This is a genomic window from Pantoea endophytica, assembly GCF_002858935.1.
Taxonomy (GTDB): Bacteria; Pseudomonadota; Gammaproteobacteria; order Enterobacterales; family Enterobacteriaceae; genus Pantoea; species Pantoea leporis.
In genome coordinates, this window is record NZ_PJRT01000010.1 from 52438 (window position 1) to 70260 (window position 17823).

The 17823-nt window shown below is 52.3% G+C and carries 16 protein-coding genes; 7 read left to right on the forward strand and 9 right to left on the reverse strand.

Annotated features, from left to right (window positions below):
* Positions 1-14: 14 nt before the first annotated feature.
* The gene (gene queC / locus PZBJ_RS10370) at positions 15-710 is read left to right on the forward strand and encodes a 7-cyano-7-deazaguanine synthase QueC (RefSeq protein ID WP_101762419.1); all 696 of its coding nucleotides are present in this window, start codon (positions 15-17) and stop codon (positions 708-710) included.
* Between the two features lie 37 nt (positions 711-747).
* Here the strand turns inward: queC and PZBJ_RS10375 are convergent, their stop codons facing one another.
* From PZBJ_RS10375 to bolA, 9 genes are all read right to left on the reverse strand, one after another.
* Complete coding sequence (locus PZBJ_RS10375; RefSeq protein ID WP_101762420.1) at positions 748-1155, reverse strand: acyl-CoA thioesterase; 408 nt, start codon at positions 1153-1155, stop codon at positions 748-750.
* Positions 1156-1257: 102 nt separating this feature from the next.
* Entirely contained in the window at positions 1258-1581 is a 324-nt protein-coding gene (locus PZBJ_RS10380; protein WP_101762421.1) for a ComEA family DNA-binding protein, read from the reverse strand.
* 140 nt (positions 1582-1721) lie between these two features.
* Entirely contained in the window at positions 1722-3590 is a 1869-nt protein-coding gene (ppiD, locus tag PZBJ_RS10385; RefSeq protein WP_101762560.1) for a peptidylprolyl isomerase, read from the reverse strand.
* A gap of 237 nt (positions 3591-3827) precedes the next feature.
* Positions 3828-4100: a nucleoid-associated protein HU-beta gene (gene hupB, locus PZBJ_RS10390; protein WP_036648244.1), complete on the reverse strand. Its 273-nt coding sequence runs from the start codon at positions 4098-4100 to the stop codon at positions 3828-3830.
* Positions 4101-4313: 213 nt separating this feature from the next.
* Entirely contained in the window at positions 4314-6668 is a 2355-nt protein-coding gene (lon, locus tag PZBJ_RS10395) for an endopeptidase La (RefSeq protein ID WP_101762422.1), read from the reverse strand.
* A gap of 188 nt (positions 6669-6856) precedes the next feature.
* Positions 6857-8128 (reverse strand): ATP-dependent protease ATP-binding subunit ClpX, encoded by a 1272-nt coding sequence (gene clpX, locus PZBJ_RS10400; protein ID WP_008103932.1) that lies wholly within the window; start codon positions 8126-8128, stop codon positions 6857-6859.
* Positions 8129-8257: 129 nt separating this feature from the next.
* Positions 8258-8881 (reverse strand): ATP-dependent Clp endopeptidase proteolytic subunit ClpP, encoded by a 624-nt coding sequence (gene clpP, locus PZBJ_RS10405; RefSeq protein ID WP_007886971.1) that lies wholly within the window; start codon positions 8879-8881, stop codon positions 8258-8260.
* 335 nt (positions 8882-9216) lie between these two features.
* On the reverse strand, positions 9217-10521 hold the full coding sequence (tig, locus tag PZBJ_RS10410; protein WP_101762423.1) for a trigger factor: 1305 nt from the start codon (positions 10519-10521) through the stop codon (positions 9217-9219).
* Between the two features lie 302 nt (positions 10522-10823).
* Positions 10824-11138, reverse strand: coding sequence for a transcriptional regulator BolA (bolA, locus tag PZBJ_RS10415; protein ID WP_008103937.1), 315 nt, complete (start codon positions 11136-11138; stop codon positions 10824-10826).
* A gap of 267 nt (positions 11139-11405) precedes the next feature.
* Between bolA and PZBJ_RS10420 the strand changes: the two genes are divergently transcribed.
* The 6 genes from PZBJ_RS10420 (at position 11406) to PZBJ_RS10445 (ending at position 17816) form a co-directional block, all read left to right on the forward strand.
* Positions 11406-11984 (forward strand): lipoprotein, encoded by a 579-nt coding sequence (locus PZBJ_RS10420; RefSeq protein ID WP_101762424.1) that lies wholly within the window; start codon positions 11406-11408, stop codon positions 11982-11984.
* Between the two features lie 54 nt (positions 11985-12038).
* Positions 12039-13526, forward strand: coding sequence for a muropeptide MFS transporter AmpG (gene ampG / locus PZBJ_RS10425; protein ID WP_101762425.1), 1488 nt, complete (start codon positions 12039-12041; stop codon positions 13524-13526).
* A 433-nt stretch (positions 13527-13959) separates the two neighbouring features.
* Positions 13960-14886, forward strand: a complete 927-nt coding sequence (cyoA, locus tag PZBJ_RS10430) for a cytochrome o ubiquinol oxidase subunit II (protein WP_101762426.1) — start codon at positions 13960-13962, stop codon at positions 14884-14886.
* A gap of 4 nt (positions 14887-14890) precedes the next feature.
* Positions 14891-16873 carry a cytochrome o ubiquinol oxidase subunit I gene (gene cyoB / locus PZBJ_RS10435; RefSeq protein ID WP_101762427.1) on the forward strand — a complete coding sequence of 661 codons (1983 nt, stop codon included), beginning with the start codon at positions 14891-14893 and terminating at the stop codon, positions 16871-16873.
* Positions 16873-17487, forward strand: a complete 615-nt coding sequence (locus PZBJ_RS10440) for a cytochrome o ubiquinol oxidase subunit III (protein WP_007886985.1) — start codon at positions 16873-16875, stop codon at positions 17485-17487. Before cyoB ends, PZBJ_RS10440 begins: the two co-directional genes overlap by 1 nt.
* On the forward strand, positions 17487-17816 hold the full coding sequence (locus PZBJ_RS10445) for a cytochrome o ubiquinol oxidase subunit IV (RefSeq protein ID WP_007886986.1): 330 nt from the start codon (positions 17487-17489) through the stop codon (positions 17814-17816). Before PZBJ_RS10440 ends, PZBJ_RS10445 begins: the two co-directional genes overlap by 1 nt.
* Positions 17817-17823 lie beyond the last annotated feature (7 nt).

The following is a 17823-nucleotide window of genomic DNA, read 5'->3' on the forward strand; positions in this document are numbered from 1 at the left end:
TTGGGGAAGAAAAAATGAAACGAGCCGTTGTGGTATTCAGTGGCGGACAAGACTCCACCACCTGTTTAATTCAGGCGCTGCAACACTATGATGAAGTGCATTGCGTTACTTTTGATTACGGCCAACGCCATCGTGAAGAGATCGAGGTTGCGGCTGAGCTGTCGCACAAGCTGGGCGCGCGCGCGCACAAAGTGCTGGACGTTACGCTGCTCAACGAGTTAGCCGTTAGCAGCCTGACGCGCGACAACATTCCGGTGCCAACCTATGATCCCAATGCCAGCGGTTTGCCGAGTACCTTTGTACCGGGCCGCAATATCCTGTTCCTGACGCTGGCATCGATTTATGCCTATCAGGTCGAAGCCGAAGCGGTGATCACCGGCGTGTGCGAAACCGATTTCTCCGGCTACCCGGATTGCCGTGATGAGTTTGTTAAAGCACTGAATAACGCCGTCAGCCTCGGCATGGCGCGCAATATTCGCTTTGAGACGCCGCTGATGTGGCTGAATAAAGCGGAAACCTGGGCGCTGGCCGATTACTGGCAGCAGCTGCCGCTGGTACGCGCTGAAACGCTTACCTGCTACAACGGCGTAAAAGGTGATGGCTGTGGCGAATGCGCGGCCTGTCATTTACGCGCCCGTGGCCTGGCAGATTATCAGGCGAACGCGCCGGCGGTGATGGCAGCGATGAAACAAAAAAGCGGCCTCAACTGATTCAGGCCGCAGGGTAAACTGGCGTCATCGGCGCCAGTTATTCATTTTCCACCATCAATGACATCAGACGCTCGCGCAACTCCCCTTCCATCGGCACCGCTTTTTGCGTGCGCAAATCGATACAGACAAAGGTCAGCGCGGCATCGGCCACCACCGAATTATCACTCGCCAGCAAGACACGCTGCGCAATGATGCCACTTTTACCGCTGAGCTGTGACACTTCACTTTCAATATTCAATACGTCGCCCAATACCGCCGGACGACGATAGTTGATGTTGATATTCACCACCACAAACGCCAGTTGCTGCTCCATCAGCCAATGAAACGCATCGACATCCTCCAGCCACTGCCAGCGCGCCTCTTCCAGAAATTCCAGATAGCGCGCGTTATTCACGTGCTGATAAACATCCAGATGATAACCGCGCACTTTAATTGTGGTTTGCATTGTTGCTCCTTGTTCAGGCTGAGAATGACAACTGGTAAGACCTGTTGAGCATAGCACAGCCTGAATCCGGGCTTTTTCAATCCTTCAAAGTCGCGAGACGCTTCACAGTTTAAGCCGGGCGCTGTTACGCTCAATCAGGGCGCTACCAATGCCCGGCACCTCCTTGAGCTGTTCAATGGCGGTAAAGGGCCCGTATTGTTCGCGATAACTGACAATCGCCTGCGCCTTCTTCAGCCCGATACCGTTCATACCAGCCGCCAGTTGTTCGGCAGTGGCTGAATTGATGCTGACCTGTCCTTCCTGTGGCGTGGAGACTTGCGTCGCCTGCGTTTCACTGGGACTTTCGGCAGCCGCCAGTCCGGTGGTATAAACTGCGCCGCCCAGCGCCAGCGTAATGCATAGGGCTTGAAACGTTGATTTAACCATGCTGTGTTTCTCCTTGTGTTTGACAGCAACAGCAGGGTGTCACAGCTCAATTCAACGCTCAAAAGGGCAATTATAGAAATGGAAAAGGCCGCATAAGCGGCCTTTCGGGTATTGCAGTGATTTAATTTTTTTTGTGAGGCTTACTGGTTTTGTGCTGCGGCGCCGTACTTAATCTTCGCCTCTTTACGCAGGTTTTCCAGCAGCGCTTCAAAGGCGATTTGCGCGTTATTCTGCGTTACGCCTTTTACCATCTCATCGATCTGCGCCTGCGGCATGTTGCCCGCGCTGACTTTATCCAGCGCGATCAGCACCACATTGCCCTGCATATCTTCGCTCACGCCCCACGACGGTTTATTTTCGGCAGGTTGTGGCAGATTGAAGGCCGACTGAGCAACAGGATCCTGCGCGTTGCGATCGAACGATTTGCTGGCGCTGAGCGTCAGGCCTGCAGCCTTCAGTGCATCCGCTTTACCGGCTTTCAAATCGGCCAGCAGCTTATCTGCTTGTGCTTTCGCCTGCTGCGTCGCTTTATCATGCTTCAGCGAGTCTACGATCTGTGCTTTTACCTGATCCAGCGGCTTCACCGCTTCCGGTTTGTGCTCGCTGATACGCAGTACAAAGGCACGATCGCCATCCACAGAGATGATGTCGGAGTTGTTACCCGGCGCACCATTCTGGCCTACCAGACCACCGTTGAAGATCGCTTGTTTAACCTGATCGAAATTCAACTCGTCTGGCAGGTTATCGCGGGTGATCCAGTTGGTTTCTACCACTTTCAAGCCGGAAGCCTGCGCGGCGCCCGCCAACGATTCGTTGTCGTTGCTGGCTGCTTCGCTGACTTTCTGCTGAATTTTGTAGAAGGCATCAACCGCTTTCTCTTGTTTTACTTTATCGGCAACGATGTCATGAACATCGGCCAGCGGCTTAACCTGCTCCGGCTGGATATCATCCAGACGCACCACCAGGAAGCCAACCGACGATTTGATAGCGCCGGAAAGCTGGCCTTTCTGCGTCAGATTGGCGTTTTTCAGCTCGTCTGGCGTAGTGCTCGGCTCCAGCCAACCCATGTCACCGCCTTTGCGGGCTGAGATTGGGTCGATGGATTTGCTTTTTGCCAGCGCAGCGAAATCTTCGCCTTTCTTCAGCGCGTCAACCACGGCGTTAGCGTCAGCTTCCGTCCTGGTCTGGATTACGCTGTAGCGATTACGCTGTGGCTGTGAATAATCCGCTTTATGTTGATCGTACCAGCTTTGAATGTCCGCTTCGCTGGCCGTTTCCTGCATGCTAGCGGCATCCATTTTGATGTAGCTCACGCGGAACTGTTCAGGCGCCATGAAGCTATTCTGATGCTGCTGGTAATATTGGCTGATTTCGTCGTCGCTGACCGTCTGCTTAGCCGCCAGCGCGTTGACATCAATCACCGCCTGACGCACTTCACGCTGCTGAGACACCAGATCCACCAGCTTGCTGGTTTCGCCTTTTAGCATGAAATCGGTGTTAGCAATTGCGTTAATCAGCTGCTGCGTCGCCAGCTGCTTGCGCAGCGCTTCGGCATACTGGTCGGCAGTGAAGCCCATGCTGGTGATCAGGCCGCTGTATTTGGCGTTGTCGAATTTACCGTTGGTCTGGAAAGCTTTCTGATTGAAGATCGCCTGTTTCACCTGATCATCGCTGATGCCGATGTGCAGATCTTTGATGTACTGATCAAGTAACGCCTGATCGATCAACTGCGACAGCGCCTGCTGGCGCATCTGCTGCATGTAGCCTTCGTTGCTGGCTAACTGCGAGAACTGATCGCCCAGCATCTGCTGCTGACGATTGCGCTCGTTGTTATAACCCTGCTCCAGCTCTGCACGGCTGATCTCGTGGCCGTTAACTTTGGCAGCATAATCACCGCCGCCACCGATCAGGTAGTTGCCCACCCCGGTGAGTACGAAAGACAGGATGATCAATCCCAGAATAATCTTGAGCACGACATGATTCGACGCCGCGCGTAAATTGTCCATCATGGTATGACAACACTCCGCTGTAGTGTGAATGTAAAGCTCTAACACGATGTCATCATCGTGCAACTGCTGTTCAGGCTGGCAGTTGGCAACCATGCGGAGACAACAACCAAAGGCTATCGCCGCGCATCAAGAATAAAAAAGGCACATCAAAAATGATGTGCCCGTATGTTACATGAGAACGGCTTTTGCGTCCTCAATCCACGGAAGAAAATGCTTCAATGGATGTATCAGCGGTCATTAATTGACGGAATCTTTCAGTGCTTTACCAGCACGGAAGCCCGGAACTTTACCAGCCGGAATGGTGAGCTCTTTACCCGTTTGTGGGTTACGGCCTGTACGAGCTGCACGCTCACGTACAGAGAAAGTACCGAAACCAACCAGTGCCACTTCATCACCGCCCTTCAGAGCTTCGGTAACGGAGTCCATGAATGCATCTAAAACACGTCCCGCTGCCGCTTTAGAAATGTCAGCATCTGCAGCAATTTTGTCGATCAACTGTGACTTATTCACTCTCTTCATCCCCTCTTTTATTATTCACATCGCACCCGTGCTTCCCGCCCGGTGCGAACGCGCAGCCAGTTATATCAAGCCTGTGGAGCTGAAACAACGGTATTCATCTTAATCGTTGATCCAGCAGCCCACTAAGTTAGCGGCACAAAAAAAAGCTGGCAAGCACCATTTTGCCTGCCAGCTTCGCTTTTTAGCGGTTTATGCCGCTAATCACTATTTTGCGGTCGCAACCTGCATGCCGTAAGGCGCATTTTCCAGTGCCAGGTTCAGCACTTCTTCAATACGCTTCACCGGATGAATCTCGAGATCGGCAATCACGTTCTGGGGAATATCCTCCAGATCGCGCTTGTTTTCGTCTGGGATCAGCACGGTTTTGATGCCGCCACGGTGTGCCGCCAGCAACTTCTCTTTCAGGCCACCAATCGGCAGAACCAGACCACGCAGGGTGATTTCACCGGTCATTGCGACATCAGAACGCACCGGGTTACCGGTTAAGCATGACACCAGCGCGGTGCACATCGCGATACCTGCGCTCGGGCCATCTTTCGGTGTCGCACCTTCTGGTACGTGCACGTGGATATCGCGTTTCTCGTAGAAATCACCGTTGATGCCCAGTTTCTCTGCACGCGCGCGCACCACAGTCAGCGCGGCCTGAATCGATTCCTGCATCACTTCGCCCAGCGAACCGGTGTACGTCAGCTTGCCTTTACCTGGTACGCAGGCGGTTTCAATGGTCAGCAGATCGCCGCCCACTTCCGTCCACGCCAGACCGGTCACCTGACCCACACGGCTTTCGCTCTCTGCGCGACCATAATCAAAGCGCTGCACGCCAAGGAAATCCTTGAGATTATCGCCATTGATCACGATGTGCTTTTTCGACTTATCCATCAGCAGCGCCTTCACTGCTTTACGGCACAGCTTGGAGAGTTCGCGCTCCAGACTACGCACGCCCGCTTCACGCGTGTAATAGCGGATGATGCCAACAATCGCGCTGTCGTCGACGGTGATCTCTTTCTCTTTCAGCGCATTACGTTCAATCTGCTTCGGCAGCAAATGTTGCTTCGCGATGTTCAGCTTTTCATCTTCGGTGTAACCGGAGAGACGAATCACTTCCATACGGTCAAGCAACGGTGCTGGGATGTTCATGGAGTTTGAGGTCGCCACGAACATAACGTCAGAGAGATCGTAATCCACTTCCAGATAGTGATCGTTAAACGCGATGTTCTGCTCAGGATCCAGCACCTCAAGCAGCGCTGAAGCCGGATCGCCACGCATGTCAGAAGACATTTTGTCGATCTCATCCAGCAGGAACAGCGGGTTTTTGACGCCCACTTTCGCCATTTTCTGGATCAGCTTGCCAGGCATAGAACCGATGTAGGTACGACGATGTCCGCGGATTTCCGCTTCATCACGCACGCCACCCAGCGCCATACGCACGTATTTACGTCCGGTGGCCTTAGCAATCGACTGTCCCAGCGAGGTTTTACCCACGCCCGGCGGTCCAACTAGGCACAGAATTGGGCCTTTGATTTTGCTAACGCGACTTTGCACCGCAAGATACTCAAGGATGCGATCTTTGACGCGCTCCAGTCCGTAATGGTCGATATCCAGCGTTTCCTGCGCTTTACGCAGGTCTTTTTTCACCTTGCTGCGCGCCACCCACGGAACCTGAACCATCCAGTCGATGTAGCCACGCACCACGGTCGCTTCTGCAGACATCGGCGACATCATCTTCAGCTTCTGCAGCTCAGCTTCGGCTTTTTCACGCGCTTCGGTCGGCATTTTGGCCGCTTCAATCTTACGTTTCAGCGCCTCGTACTCATCCGGCGCATCATCCATTTCGCCCAGCTCTTTCTGAATGGCTTTCATTTGCTCATTCAGATAGTACTCACGCTGGCTTTTTTCCATCTGCTTTTTAACGCGGTTGCGAATGCGCTTCTCAACCTGCAGCAGATCGATTTCTGATTCCATCATCGCCATCAGATATTCCAGACGTTCATTGACGTCGGACATCTCCAGCACGGACTGTTTATCAGCCAGTTTCAGCGGCATATGCGCTGCGACGGTATCGGCCAGACGAGCCGCATCGTCGATGCTGTTGAGGGAGGTTAAGACCTCAGGTGGGATTTTTTTATTGAGCTTGATGTAGCCTTCAAACTGGTTGATGGCCGTGCGCACCAGCACTTCCTGCTCGCGCTCTTCAATTTCTGGCGAGACAAGGTATTCGGCCTGGGCAACAAAATGGTCGCCATTATCAGCCAGCGTGGTGATGTGCGCGCGCTGTAAACCTTCGACCAGCACTTTTACCGTGCCATCTGGAAGTTTCAGCATCTGCAATACAGAAGCGACGGTCCCTACTGAGAAGAGATCGTTAATGCCAGGTTCATCCGTTGAAGCCTCTTTCTGTGCAACCAGCATGATCTTTTTATCATGATCCATCGCGGCTTCGAGGCACCGAATCGATTTTTCCCGGCCAACAAACAACGGAATTACCATGTGCGGATAAACCACCACGTCGCGCAACGGCAACACGGGGATTTCAATGCGTTCAGAACGCTCAGGATTCATAGAGCTCTCTCTTAGTTTAATGTCCGCCAGGTGATGGGTACCGCGCAATAGAGGTTTTGCAGTTAAACCCACAGGATATTGAGTATATGGGGATGCTTATACGACATTCAATGTCACTGGCGAGAGAAAAACAAAAGGGGAAAGATTTTTCCCCTTTTTTAAGATAACAACGTGGTGCAATTGTTTATTTATTCACCAGAAGCCTGGGCTTCATGCTTTCCATAAATCAACATCGGCTCGGATTGACCTTCAATGACTGATTCATCAATCACCACTTTTTCAACGTCATCCATCGAAGGCAGGTCGTACATAGTTTCAAGTAACGCACCTTCAACGATAGAACGCAGACCACGCGCACCGGTTTTACGTGACATCGCTTTTTTAGCGATTGCCGTTAAGGCTTCGTCGCGGAATTCCAGTTCTACGCCTTCCAGATTGAACAGCGCCTGATACTGTTTGGTCAGCGCATTCTTCGGCTCACGCAGGATCTGAATTAGCGCTTCTTCACTAAGTTCGCTTAGCGTTGCCACAACCGGCAAACGACCGATGAACTCAGGAATCAGGCCAAACTTGATCAAATCTTCTGGCTCAACCTGAGACAGCAATTCGCCTTCACTAGCCTTCTGGGATTTGCCCTTCACGGTTGCGCCGAAGCCGATGCCGGACCCGGTTTCAACACGCTGGGAGATCACCTTGTCGAGACCGGCGAATGCGCCACCACAGATAAACAGAATCTTGGAGGTATCAACCTGCAAGAACTCCTGCTGCGGATGTTTACGTCCGCCCTGCGGCGGTACGGCAGCCACGGTGCCTTCAATCAGTTTCAACAGCGCTTGCTGTACGCCTTCGCCCGAGACGTCACGGGTGATCGACGGGTTGTCAGACTTACGAGAAATCTTGTCGATTTCATCGATGTAGACAATGCCGCGCTGCGCTTTCTGCACGTCGTAATCACACTTCTGCAGCAGCTTCTGGATGATGTTTTCAACGTCTTCACCCACATAACCCGCTTCGGTCAGCGTGGTGGCATCCGCCATCGTGAAGGGCACATCCAGCAAGCGCGCCAGCGTTTCGGCCAACAGTGTTTTACCGCTACCGGTTGGACCGATAAGCAAAATGTTACTTTTGCCCAGTTCAATACCGTTGCTGGTATCGCCATTGCGCAGGCGTTTGTAGTGGTTATACACCGCTACTGCCAGCACTTTCTTCGCCCTTTCCTGACCAATAACATAGTCATCAAGGTGATGGCGGATTTCATGCGGCGTCGGCAGTGAGCTACGCTCGCGATGCGGCGCAACTTCCTTAATCTCTTCGCGAATGATGTCGTTGCAAAGATCAACGCACTCATCGCAAATGTACACTGACGGCCCGGCAATTAGCTTACGGACTTCATGCTGGCTTTTGCCGCAGAAAGAGCAGTACAGCAACTTACCTGAACCGTCTTTGCGCTTATCTGTCATCAGCTAACCTCTTTTCTTTCTCAGACCAAATTTGTTGTACGGCGCTGGCCGTACATCAACGGCCGATATGCATTCAACCCATCTGCCTGCTACCCGTTAACTATAGCGTAAGGGGCAGACAGATGTGTCTTATTGGCGATGCGTCAGGATTGAGTCAACCAAACCGTACTCAACCGCTTCGCCCGCAGAGAGGAAACGATCGCGCTCAGTGTCGCGTTCAATCTCTTCCAGCGATTTGCCAGTGTGCTCAGCCATCAGCTCATTCATGCGCTGCTTCACTTTCAGGATTTCGCGCGCATGGATTTCAATATCCGTCGCCTGACCCTGATAGCCGCCCAACGGCTGATGAATCATCACACGTGAATTAGGCAGGCAGAAGCGTTTACCTTTGGTGCCTGCTGTCAGCAGGAACGCACCCATTGAACAAGCCTGCCCCATACAGATGGTGCTGACATCCGGCTTGATAAACTTCATTGTGTCATAAATCGACATCCCAGCAGTAATCACGCCGCCTGGCGAGTTAATGTAGAGATAAATGTCTTTTTCAGGATTCTCAGCTTCCAGAAACAGCATCTGCGCCACGATCAGGTTAGCCATATGATCTTCAACCTGACCAGTCAGGAAGATCACACGCTCTTTGAGCAGGCGAGAGTAGATGTCGTAAGAACGCTCGCCGCGCGAGGTTTGTTCGACCACCATTGGCACCAGCGCCATGTGCGGTGCAGTAAATTCACGATCGCCACTGTATGACATTACCGTCTCCTGATAAATTTCATTGGCAACATTGTGTACCGATTTTACGTGAGGCGCGCCGGGAAAACTATGCGCTGCAGTCTCACTCCGCAGTAACAAGACGGTTAATCAGTCAGTCTCACTGTTTTCATGCATTCTCCCTGTATCTGGGGATGCTGCCCAGTTGTTTCAAGCATAACAACCTTTTGCCCATTCGCTAACACGGAAAAAGAGCTTAGCGGATAATTTGCCGATTAATTAAGCAAATAGAGGGCAAATCGGTGTATTTGGCGCCAGAAACGAAAAAGCCCGCGACTTTTCAGTCACGGGCTTAGCACTAACGGTTAACGAATGAATCAGGCCGCAGAGGTCTGGTTCATCAGTTCCTGGAAGTTAGTGGCTTTATCGGTCACTTTCGCTTTCGCCAGTACCGCTTCAACCGCTTGCTCTTCCAGAGCCACGTTGCGCATGTTGTTCATCAGCTCGCTGTTCTTGCTGTAGAACTCGATCACTTCTTGCGGATCTTCGTACGCAGAGGCCATCTCTTCGATCAGCGTTTTAACGCGTTCTTCGTCAGCCTGCAGTTCGTTGATACGAATCACTTCGCCCAACAGCAGACCCACAACGACGCGACGTTTAGCCTGCTCTTCGAACAGTTCGCGTGGCAGTTCCAGCGCTTGCTTCTCGTTGCCACCAAAACGCTGTGCAGCCTGACGACGCAGAACGTCAATTTCGCTGTCGATCAGCGCAACCGGAACATCGATGTCGTTGGCGTTAACCAGACCGTCGATTGCCTGCGTCTTGACGCGGTTACGGATAGCACCTTTCAGCTCGCGATCCATGTTCTTACGCACTTCAGCACGCAGACCGGCAACTGAACCATCTTCTACGCCAAAGCGCTTGATGAACTCTTCAGTCAGCTCTGGCAGTTCGCGAGTTTCAACTTTCTTCAGCACGATTTCGAACTTCGCATCTTTCCCTTTCAGGTTTTCTGCATGGTAATCGTCTGGGAATTTCACGTCGATAGTGAAGGTTTCGCCGGCTTTGTGGCCAACAACGCCCTCTTCGAAGCCTGGGATCATACGGCCCTGGCCCATTGCCAGCACGAAGTCAGAGGCTTTGCCGCCTTCAAACTCTTCGCCGTCAACAGAACCGCTGAAGTCGATGGTCGCGCGATCTTCAGCTGTCGCTGCGGCATCGCTCTCTTTCCAGGTCGCCTGCTGCTTCTGCAGGGTTTCCAGCATGGTATCAACGTCAGCGTCTGTCACTTCTACCACTGGCTTCTCAACTTCGATTGCATCCAGGCCTTTCAGCTCAACTTCTGGATACACTTCGAACTCAACCGCGTAGGTGAAGTCTTCGCCTTCTTTATATTCGCCCGGCACATAGTTTGGTGCGCCAGCCGGATTGATTTTCTCTTTGATGATGGCGTCAACGAAGTTGCGCGTCATCAGCTCGCCCAGCACGTCCTGGCGAACAGAAGCACCGTAGCGCTGAGAAATGATGTGTGCCGGCACTTTGCCTTTACGGAAACCGTCGATACGGACTTTCTTAGCCACTTCCACCAGTTCTTTCTTCACTGCGCTTTCGATGCTGTCAGCTGCAACAGTAATCGAAATGCGACGGCCCAGACCCTGAGTGGTTTCTACTGAAACTGTCATCTTGTTACCTCAAAAAATCACGTGCTCGGTCAACTTCAGACACCACACATAAAATGCGCCGTATCCAACAACCGGGACGGCCTCTGCAGGCAGAACCAAATCCCTGTCACCAGAAGCGTCCCGAAGACATTCCGGAAAAATAGACGCAGCATTATAGCGGCATCGCTGGAATGAGTCGAGGCTGCAAACTCACCACTTTTTAGCGGTTTTGCTGCTTTTTTGCGCCGTAGATCGCGTTTGAGTGTAATAAATGAAAAGAAAACGGCCCGCAGGCCGTTTTTAAGGATGAGTAAAAAGGGAATTCAGGCGAGCGTTCCCGCGCCGCGACAATTCGGCGAGGCCAAAACCGTATCCTGTAATCCATCCCACTCTTTTTGCGTGTAGGTATGCAGTGCCAGCGCGTGTACGCTGCCCGCTAATTCGGTTGCCAATTCGCCATAAATAGCGCGATGACGTTGCAGAAAGCGCTGACCGGTAAATCGATCGCTGACAATCACCACTTTAAAGTGACTTTCAGAACCGGCGGGCACGTTATGACGGTAGCTTTCATCATGCACTTCAAGATGTGCAGGCTCGAAAGCGTTACGCAACTTTTCTTCTATTTGTTCGCGAATCATGATTAACACTCCTTTCCGGCGAGCGCTGTGCCCATCTGTTTAAATATTAGTAGGTTTTTCACCGCTTCCGCAGGTTGGCCGTAAATAAATCCGCCAGCGCTGCGCATAGTAACTTGCTTATCTCTCAGGTCAACCGGCTGGCGTTTCATCCTGTCCGAAAAAAGCCTTTACAATCAATTTCCATTGGCCCGGGGCTTTTTTCACCGCTGCGCAATGCTATGATGGCCGCAGTTTTGCAAACCAACCCATATGCTAACGAGAATGAGTATGTTGAAAAAACTGTTATACCCTCTGCTGGCTGCATTTATTTTGGCCGGCTGTGCCAGCAACAACACCACATTGGATATTCAGCCGAAGATTCAATTACCGCAGCAAGATCCAAGCCTGATGGGCGTCACCATCAGCGTTAACGGTGCCGATCAACGTTCCGATCAGGCGCTGGCCAAAGTAAACCGCGACGGTCAGTTGATCACGCTGACACCATCACGCGATTTGCGCTTCCTGCTGCAGGAAGTGTTAGAGAAGCAGATGACGTCACGCGGCTACATGATCGGCCCGAGCGGTGCCGTTGATCTGCAGATCGTGGTGAATGGTCTGTATGCGGATGTGACCCAAGGCAACGTGCGCTACAGCATTACCACCAAGGCGGATATTTCCATCATCGCCACCGCGAAAAACGGTAACAAGCAGGTGAAAAACTATCGCCAGACTTACAGCGTAGAAGGCGCGTTTACCGCCACCAACGCGAAGATCACCAACGCGGTTAACTCAACCCTGAGTGACGTGATTGCTGATATGGCGCAGGACACCAGCGTTCACAACTTCATTAAGCAGAACGCCCGCTAATTTCCGCAGTAATTTGCCCGGCGACTCTCAGCCGGGCTTCATTTCAGGTTGGCTATGACATCTCACTATCTGCGTATTTTTACCCAACGTAATGCGGCGGTATTGCTGCTGCTGGGTTTTGCCTCAGGCTTACCGCTGGCGTTAACCGCCGGGACGTTACAAGCGTGGATGACGGTAGAGAATGTTGACCTGAAAACCATCGGTTTCTTCTCCCTTGTCGGTCAGGCTTACGTGTTTAAGTTCCTGTGGTCACCGATGATGGATCGCTATACGCCACCGTTTCTTGGCCGCCGTCGCGGCTGGCTGCTGGTCACGCAGCTGGCGCTGATAGGTGGCATTATTGCCATGGGCTTTATGCAGCCTCCGCGTGACTTAACGCTGCTGGCCGCGCTGGCGGTGCTGGTTGCCTTCTGTTCGGCTTCGCAGGATATCGTGTTCGATGCCTGGAAAACCGATGTGCTGCCGCCGGAGGAGCGTGGCAGCGGCGCGGCAATCACCGTGCTGGGCTATCGTCTGGCGATGTTGATTTCAGGCGGACTGGCGCTGTGGATTGCGGATCGCTATCTCGGCTGGCAAGCCACTTACTGGCTGATGGCGTTGCTGATGGTGCCGGGCCTGATCGCCACGTTGCTGGCGAAAGAACCGGTGGCGCCGGCGAGCGAACCACACTCGCTACGCCAGGCCGTGACATTCCCGCTGAAAGACTTCTTCCAGCGTAACAATGCCTGGCTGCTGATCACACTGATTATCCTTTACAAGCTTGGCGATGCATTTGCCGCCTCGCTCACCACCACCTTCCTGATTCGCGGCGTCGGCTTTAGCGCGGGCGATGTCGGTCTGGTGAACAAAACGCTGGGTTTGTTGGCCACCATTATTGGTGCGCTGTATGGCGGCGTGCTGATGCAGCGCCTGAGTTTGTTCCGCGCCCTGATGATTTTTGGCGTGCTGCAAGCGGTGTCGAATTTTGCTTACTGGTTGCTGGCGGTAACGCCACCGCACTTGTGGAGCATGGCTAGCGCGGTCTTCATTGAAAACCTGTGCGGCGGCATGGGCACCGCGGCCTTTGTCGCGTTGCTGATGACATTGTGCAACAAATCCTTCTCGGCGACGCAGTTCGCACTGCTCTCTGCCCTCTCCGCCGTGGGCCGCGTTTACGTCGGTCCCGCCGCAGGTTGGCTGGTCGAAATGTGGGGCTGGCCCACCTTCTATGCTTTCACCGTGTTTGCTGGCGTACCGGGATTACTGCTGTTATGGCTGTGTCGCGGCACTTTGCATAGCATGCAGCAAAGCGGAGAGTTTGTGATGCGCAGCTTGTGGCCGCAAGGTTACCGCTGGACGGTGCGTCTGTTTAGCATCGGCTGCGGCTTACTGGCCTTGTGGTTACTGGCTTTAGCCCTTAACGCCAGCGGCGTTGTGCAGATTGATGCGCTACTTACGCCAATGTTTGAAGCCGGCATGGCATTTGCGCTGTTGGCGGTCGCACTCGGTGTTATTTTGGATAGTTTGGCATTAAAAAAAGCGGCGCGGGAAAATCTGGGTTGAGTAAGCCAATTTTCATAACGAAATAATGGGGTAAAAATATCAGTTGCTCATTTTCCCAATAGCATTTTTTTAAAGCGAATTAGAAACATTAAATTAACAACTGCGAGCGGATATTTAAATCCGGTGCGCAATTACTTTGTATAAAAGTCATCGCCGAAATGATGCAGAAATGTTAAATAAATGAGTATTAAGAGTACGGTTTATACTTTCCCTGATTTTTCTGCGGTTTCTACCATTGGTTTTTGTTATATTGATGCCAACTGCTTGTCGCAGTTAATAATTTGTCACCCTGCGTAACATCTGTGACACCCTTAGCAAAAGGTGTCAACAGCCTTCTGACACATCCTTAAGCTGGTTTACACTGCATAAACCTTCCCGTAAAATGCGCGCACACTTAAACGACAATAGAGCCCTTTGTCATTGAGGTCGTTAAATGAGACTCAGTAAATACAATAAAAGTTTGGGGATTTTGTCATTAATTGCAGGCGCTGTATTACTCAGTGGCTGCGATAGTGCGTTGTTAAATCCCAAAGGACAGATTGCACTGGAGCAACGTTCGTTGATTCTGACAGCTTTCGGCTTGATGATGATCGTAGTTATCCCGGCAGTCTTCATGGCAGTATTCTTTGCCTGGAAATATCGGGCAACCAATACTAACGCAACATATAGCCCTAACTGGTCACACTCAAACAAAGTGGAAGCCGTGGTCTGGACCATTCCGATCCTGATCATTATCTTCCTCGGCGTTTTGACCTGGAAATCAACCCACGCGCTGGAGCCGAGCAAACCGCTGGTTTCTGACGTTAAACCGGTTGAGATCGACGTAGTGGCACTGGACTGGAAATGGCTGTTCATTTACCCGGAACAGGGTATTGCAACCGTCAACCAGATTGCCTTCCCGGCAAACACTCCGGTGAACTTCAAGATCACCTCCAACTCCGTGATGAACTCCTTCTTTATTCCTACTCTCGGCAGCCAGATTTATGCGATGGCCGGTATGCAGACCAAATTGCATCTGATCGCCAACGAGCCAGGAACATTTGACGGTATCTCTGCGAACTTCAGTGGTCGTGGTTTCTCTGGCATGAAGTTCAAAGCCATTGCAACTAAAGACGATGCGGAATTCCAGCAGTGGGTTGCCAAAGTTAAAGCGGCACCTAACGCGCTGAACACCATGGATGATTTCGAGAAACTGGCTACGCCAAGCGAAAATCACCCGGTGGAATATTTCTCAACGGCAAATCCAGAACTGTTCAAGCAAGTAATTGATAAGTTCATGATGAGCCACGGGAAGATGGACATGCCAGAACATAAAGGCATGGACATGAGTCACGCCGCTTCCGCGGGAGCCGAGGAATAATACGATGTTCGGAAAATTAACACTGGATGCAGTGCCATACCACGAACCCATTATCGTGGTTACGGTCGCCGCTATCATCTTAGGTGGTCTGGCGCTGGTTGCTGCGATTACCTACTTTGGTAAGTGGCAGTACCTGTGGTCAGAATGGTTCACCTCCATTGACCACAAAAAACTGGGTATCATGTACATCATCATGGCTTTCGTCATGTTGCTGCGCGGCTTTGCCGATGCGGTAATGATGCGTACCCAACAAGTGATGGCTTCCGCTGGGGAAGCCGGCATACTACCGCCGCACCACTACGACCAGATCTTCACCGCTCACGGCGTGATCATGATCTTCTTCGTGGCGATGCCGTTCGTGGTAGGTCTGATGAACATCGCGGTACCGCTGCAAATCGGTGCTCGTGACGTTGCCTTCCCGTTCCTGAACAACCTGAGCTTCTGGTTTACCGCGATCGGTGTGATCCTGGTGAACATCTCTCTGGGTGTGGGCGAGTTCGCACAGACCGGCTGGTTGGCTTATCCGCCGCTTTCGGGTGCGGAGTACAGTCCTGGCGTCGGGGTCGATTACTGGATCTGGAGTCTCCAGCTGTCCGGTATCGGTACGACACTGACCGGTATCAACTTCTTCGTTACCATTCTGAAGATGCGTGCGCCGGGCATGGACCTGTTCAAAATGCCGGTATTCACCTGGGCATCACTGTGTACTAACGTCCTGATCATCGCTGCGTTCCCGGTACTGACCGTTACGCTGGCACTGTTGACGCTTGACCGTTACCTTGGCTTCCATTTCTTCACCAATGAAATGGGCGGTAACATGATGATGTACGTCAACCTGATTTGGGTCTGGGGTCACCCGGAAGTGTACATCCTGGTTCTGCCGGTGTTTGGTGTCTTCGCTGAAGTCACGGCGACCTTCTCTAAAAAGCGTCTGTTCGGTTACACCTCTCTGGTGTGGGCGACCATCGCGATTACCGTTCTGTCGTTCATTGTTTGGCTGCACCACTTCTTCACCATGGGTGCGGGCGCGAACGTAAACGCCTTCTTCGGTATCATGACGATGATCATCGCTATCCCGACCGGCGTGAAAATCTTCAACTGGCTGTTCACCATGTATCAGGGTCGCGTTGAGTTCCACTCAGCGATGCTGTGGACCATCGGCTTCCTGGTTACCTTCTCTATTGGTGGTATGACAGGTGTTCTGCTGGCGGTTCCAGGTGCGGACTTCATTCTGCACAACAGCCTGTTCCTGATCGCGCACTTCCATAACGTGATTATCGGTGGTGTGGTGTTCGGTTGTATGGCTGGCGTGACCTACTGGTTCCCGAAAGCGTTCGGCTTCACGCTGAATGAAAAATGGGGTATCCGCGCGTTCTGGTTCTGGATCATCGGCTTCTTCGTGGCATTCATGCCGCTGTATGCGCTGGGCTTCATGGGCATGACGCGTCGTATCAGCCAGGATATCGATCCTCAGTTCCACTCACTGCTGGTGGTTGCAGCAGGCGGTGCGGCGCTGATCGCTTGCGGTATCCTGTGCCAGGTTACCCAGTTCTACGTTTCTGTGCGTGACCGCGACCAGAACCGTGATCTGACCGGTGACCCGTGGGGTGGACGTACGCTGGAGTGGGCAACCTCTTCACCGCCGCCGTTCTACAACTTTGCTGTTATCCCGCATATCCATGAGCGCGATGCGTTCTGGGAAATGAAAGAGAAAGGCGAAGCGTACAAGCAGCCAGAAAAATATGAAGAAATTCATATGCCGAAAAACAGTGGCGCAGCTGTTGTTATCGCGGCTCTGATGACTGTATTCGGTTTCGCCATGATCTGGCATATCTGGTGGCTGGCTGGCCTCACCTTCGTGGGCACCATCATCACCTGGATTGTGAAGAGCTTCGATGAAGACGTGGATTACTACGTACCGGTTGCTGAAGTCGAGCAGATCGAGAAGAAGCACTTTGACGAAATCAGCAAAGCAGGTCTGAAATAATGTCAACTGAAACTGCAAAACACCACCACGACGCCCATGCGGAGCATGGGCATCACGATGCAGGAGCCAATAAAGTCTTTGGCTTCTGGATCTACCTGATGAGTGACTGCATTATCTTCGCAACCCTGTTTGCGACCTATGCAGTTATGGTCAATAACACTGCCGGTGGCCCGGCAGGTAAAGACATCTTCGAACTGCCGTTCGTTCTGGTCGAAACCGCGCTGCTGCTGCTCAGCTCCATTACCTATGGTATGGCAGTGATTGCGATGAACAACCAGAACAAGGGCTCGGTCATCAGCTGGTTAGCGTTGACCTTCCTGTTCGGTGCTGGCTTTATCGGCATGGAAATCTATGAATTCCATCACCTGATCAAAGAAGGCTTCGGTCCTGATCGCAGCGGCTTCCTGTCAGCGTTCTTTACGCTGGTCGGCACGCACGGTCTGCACGTGACCTCTGGCCTGATCTGGATGGCAGTGATGATGTTCCAGATTTCTAAACGTGGTCTGACTGCAACCAACCGCACCCGTATCATGTGCCTGAGCTTGTTCTGGCACTTCCTGGATGTGGTTTGGATCTGCGTATTCACCGTTGTCTACCTGATGGGAGCCATGTAATGAGTCATTCTGTTAACGAACATGGCGCTTCTCACGGTAGCGTGAAGTCTTACATGATCGGCTTCGTCCTCTCCATCATCCTGACCGGTATTCCGTTCTGGATGGTCATGGATGGCGGCGCTTCACACGGCACTATTCTGGGTGTGGTTCTGGTGTGTGCGGTAGTTCAGGTGCTGGTTCACCTGGTCTACTTCCTGCACTTAGACAGCAAATCAGAAGGTGGCTGGAACATGGTGGCCATTGTCTTCTCAGCACTCATCATCTTGATTGTTGTCGTAGGCTCACTGTGGATTATGTGGAACCTCAACTACAACATGATGGCCCACTAAAGAGTCG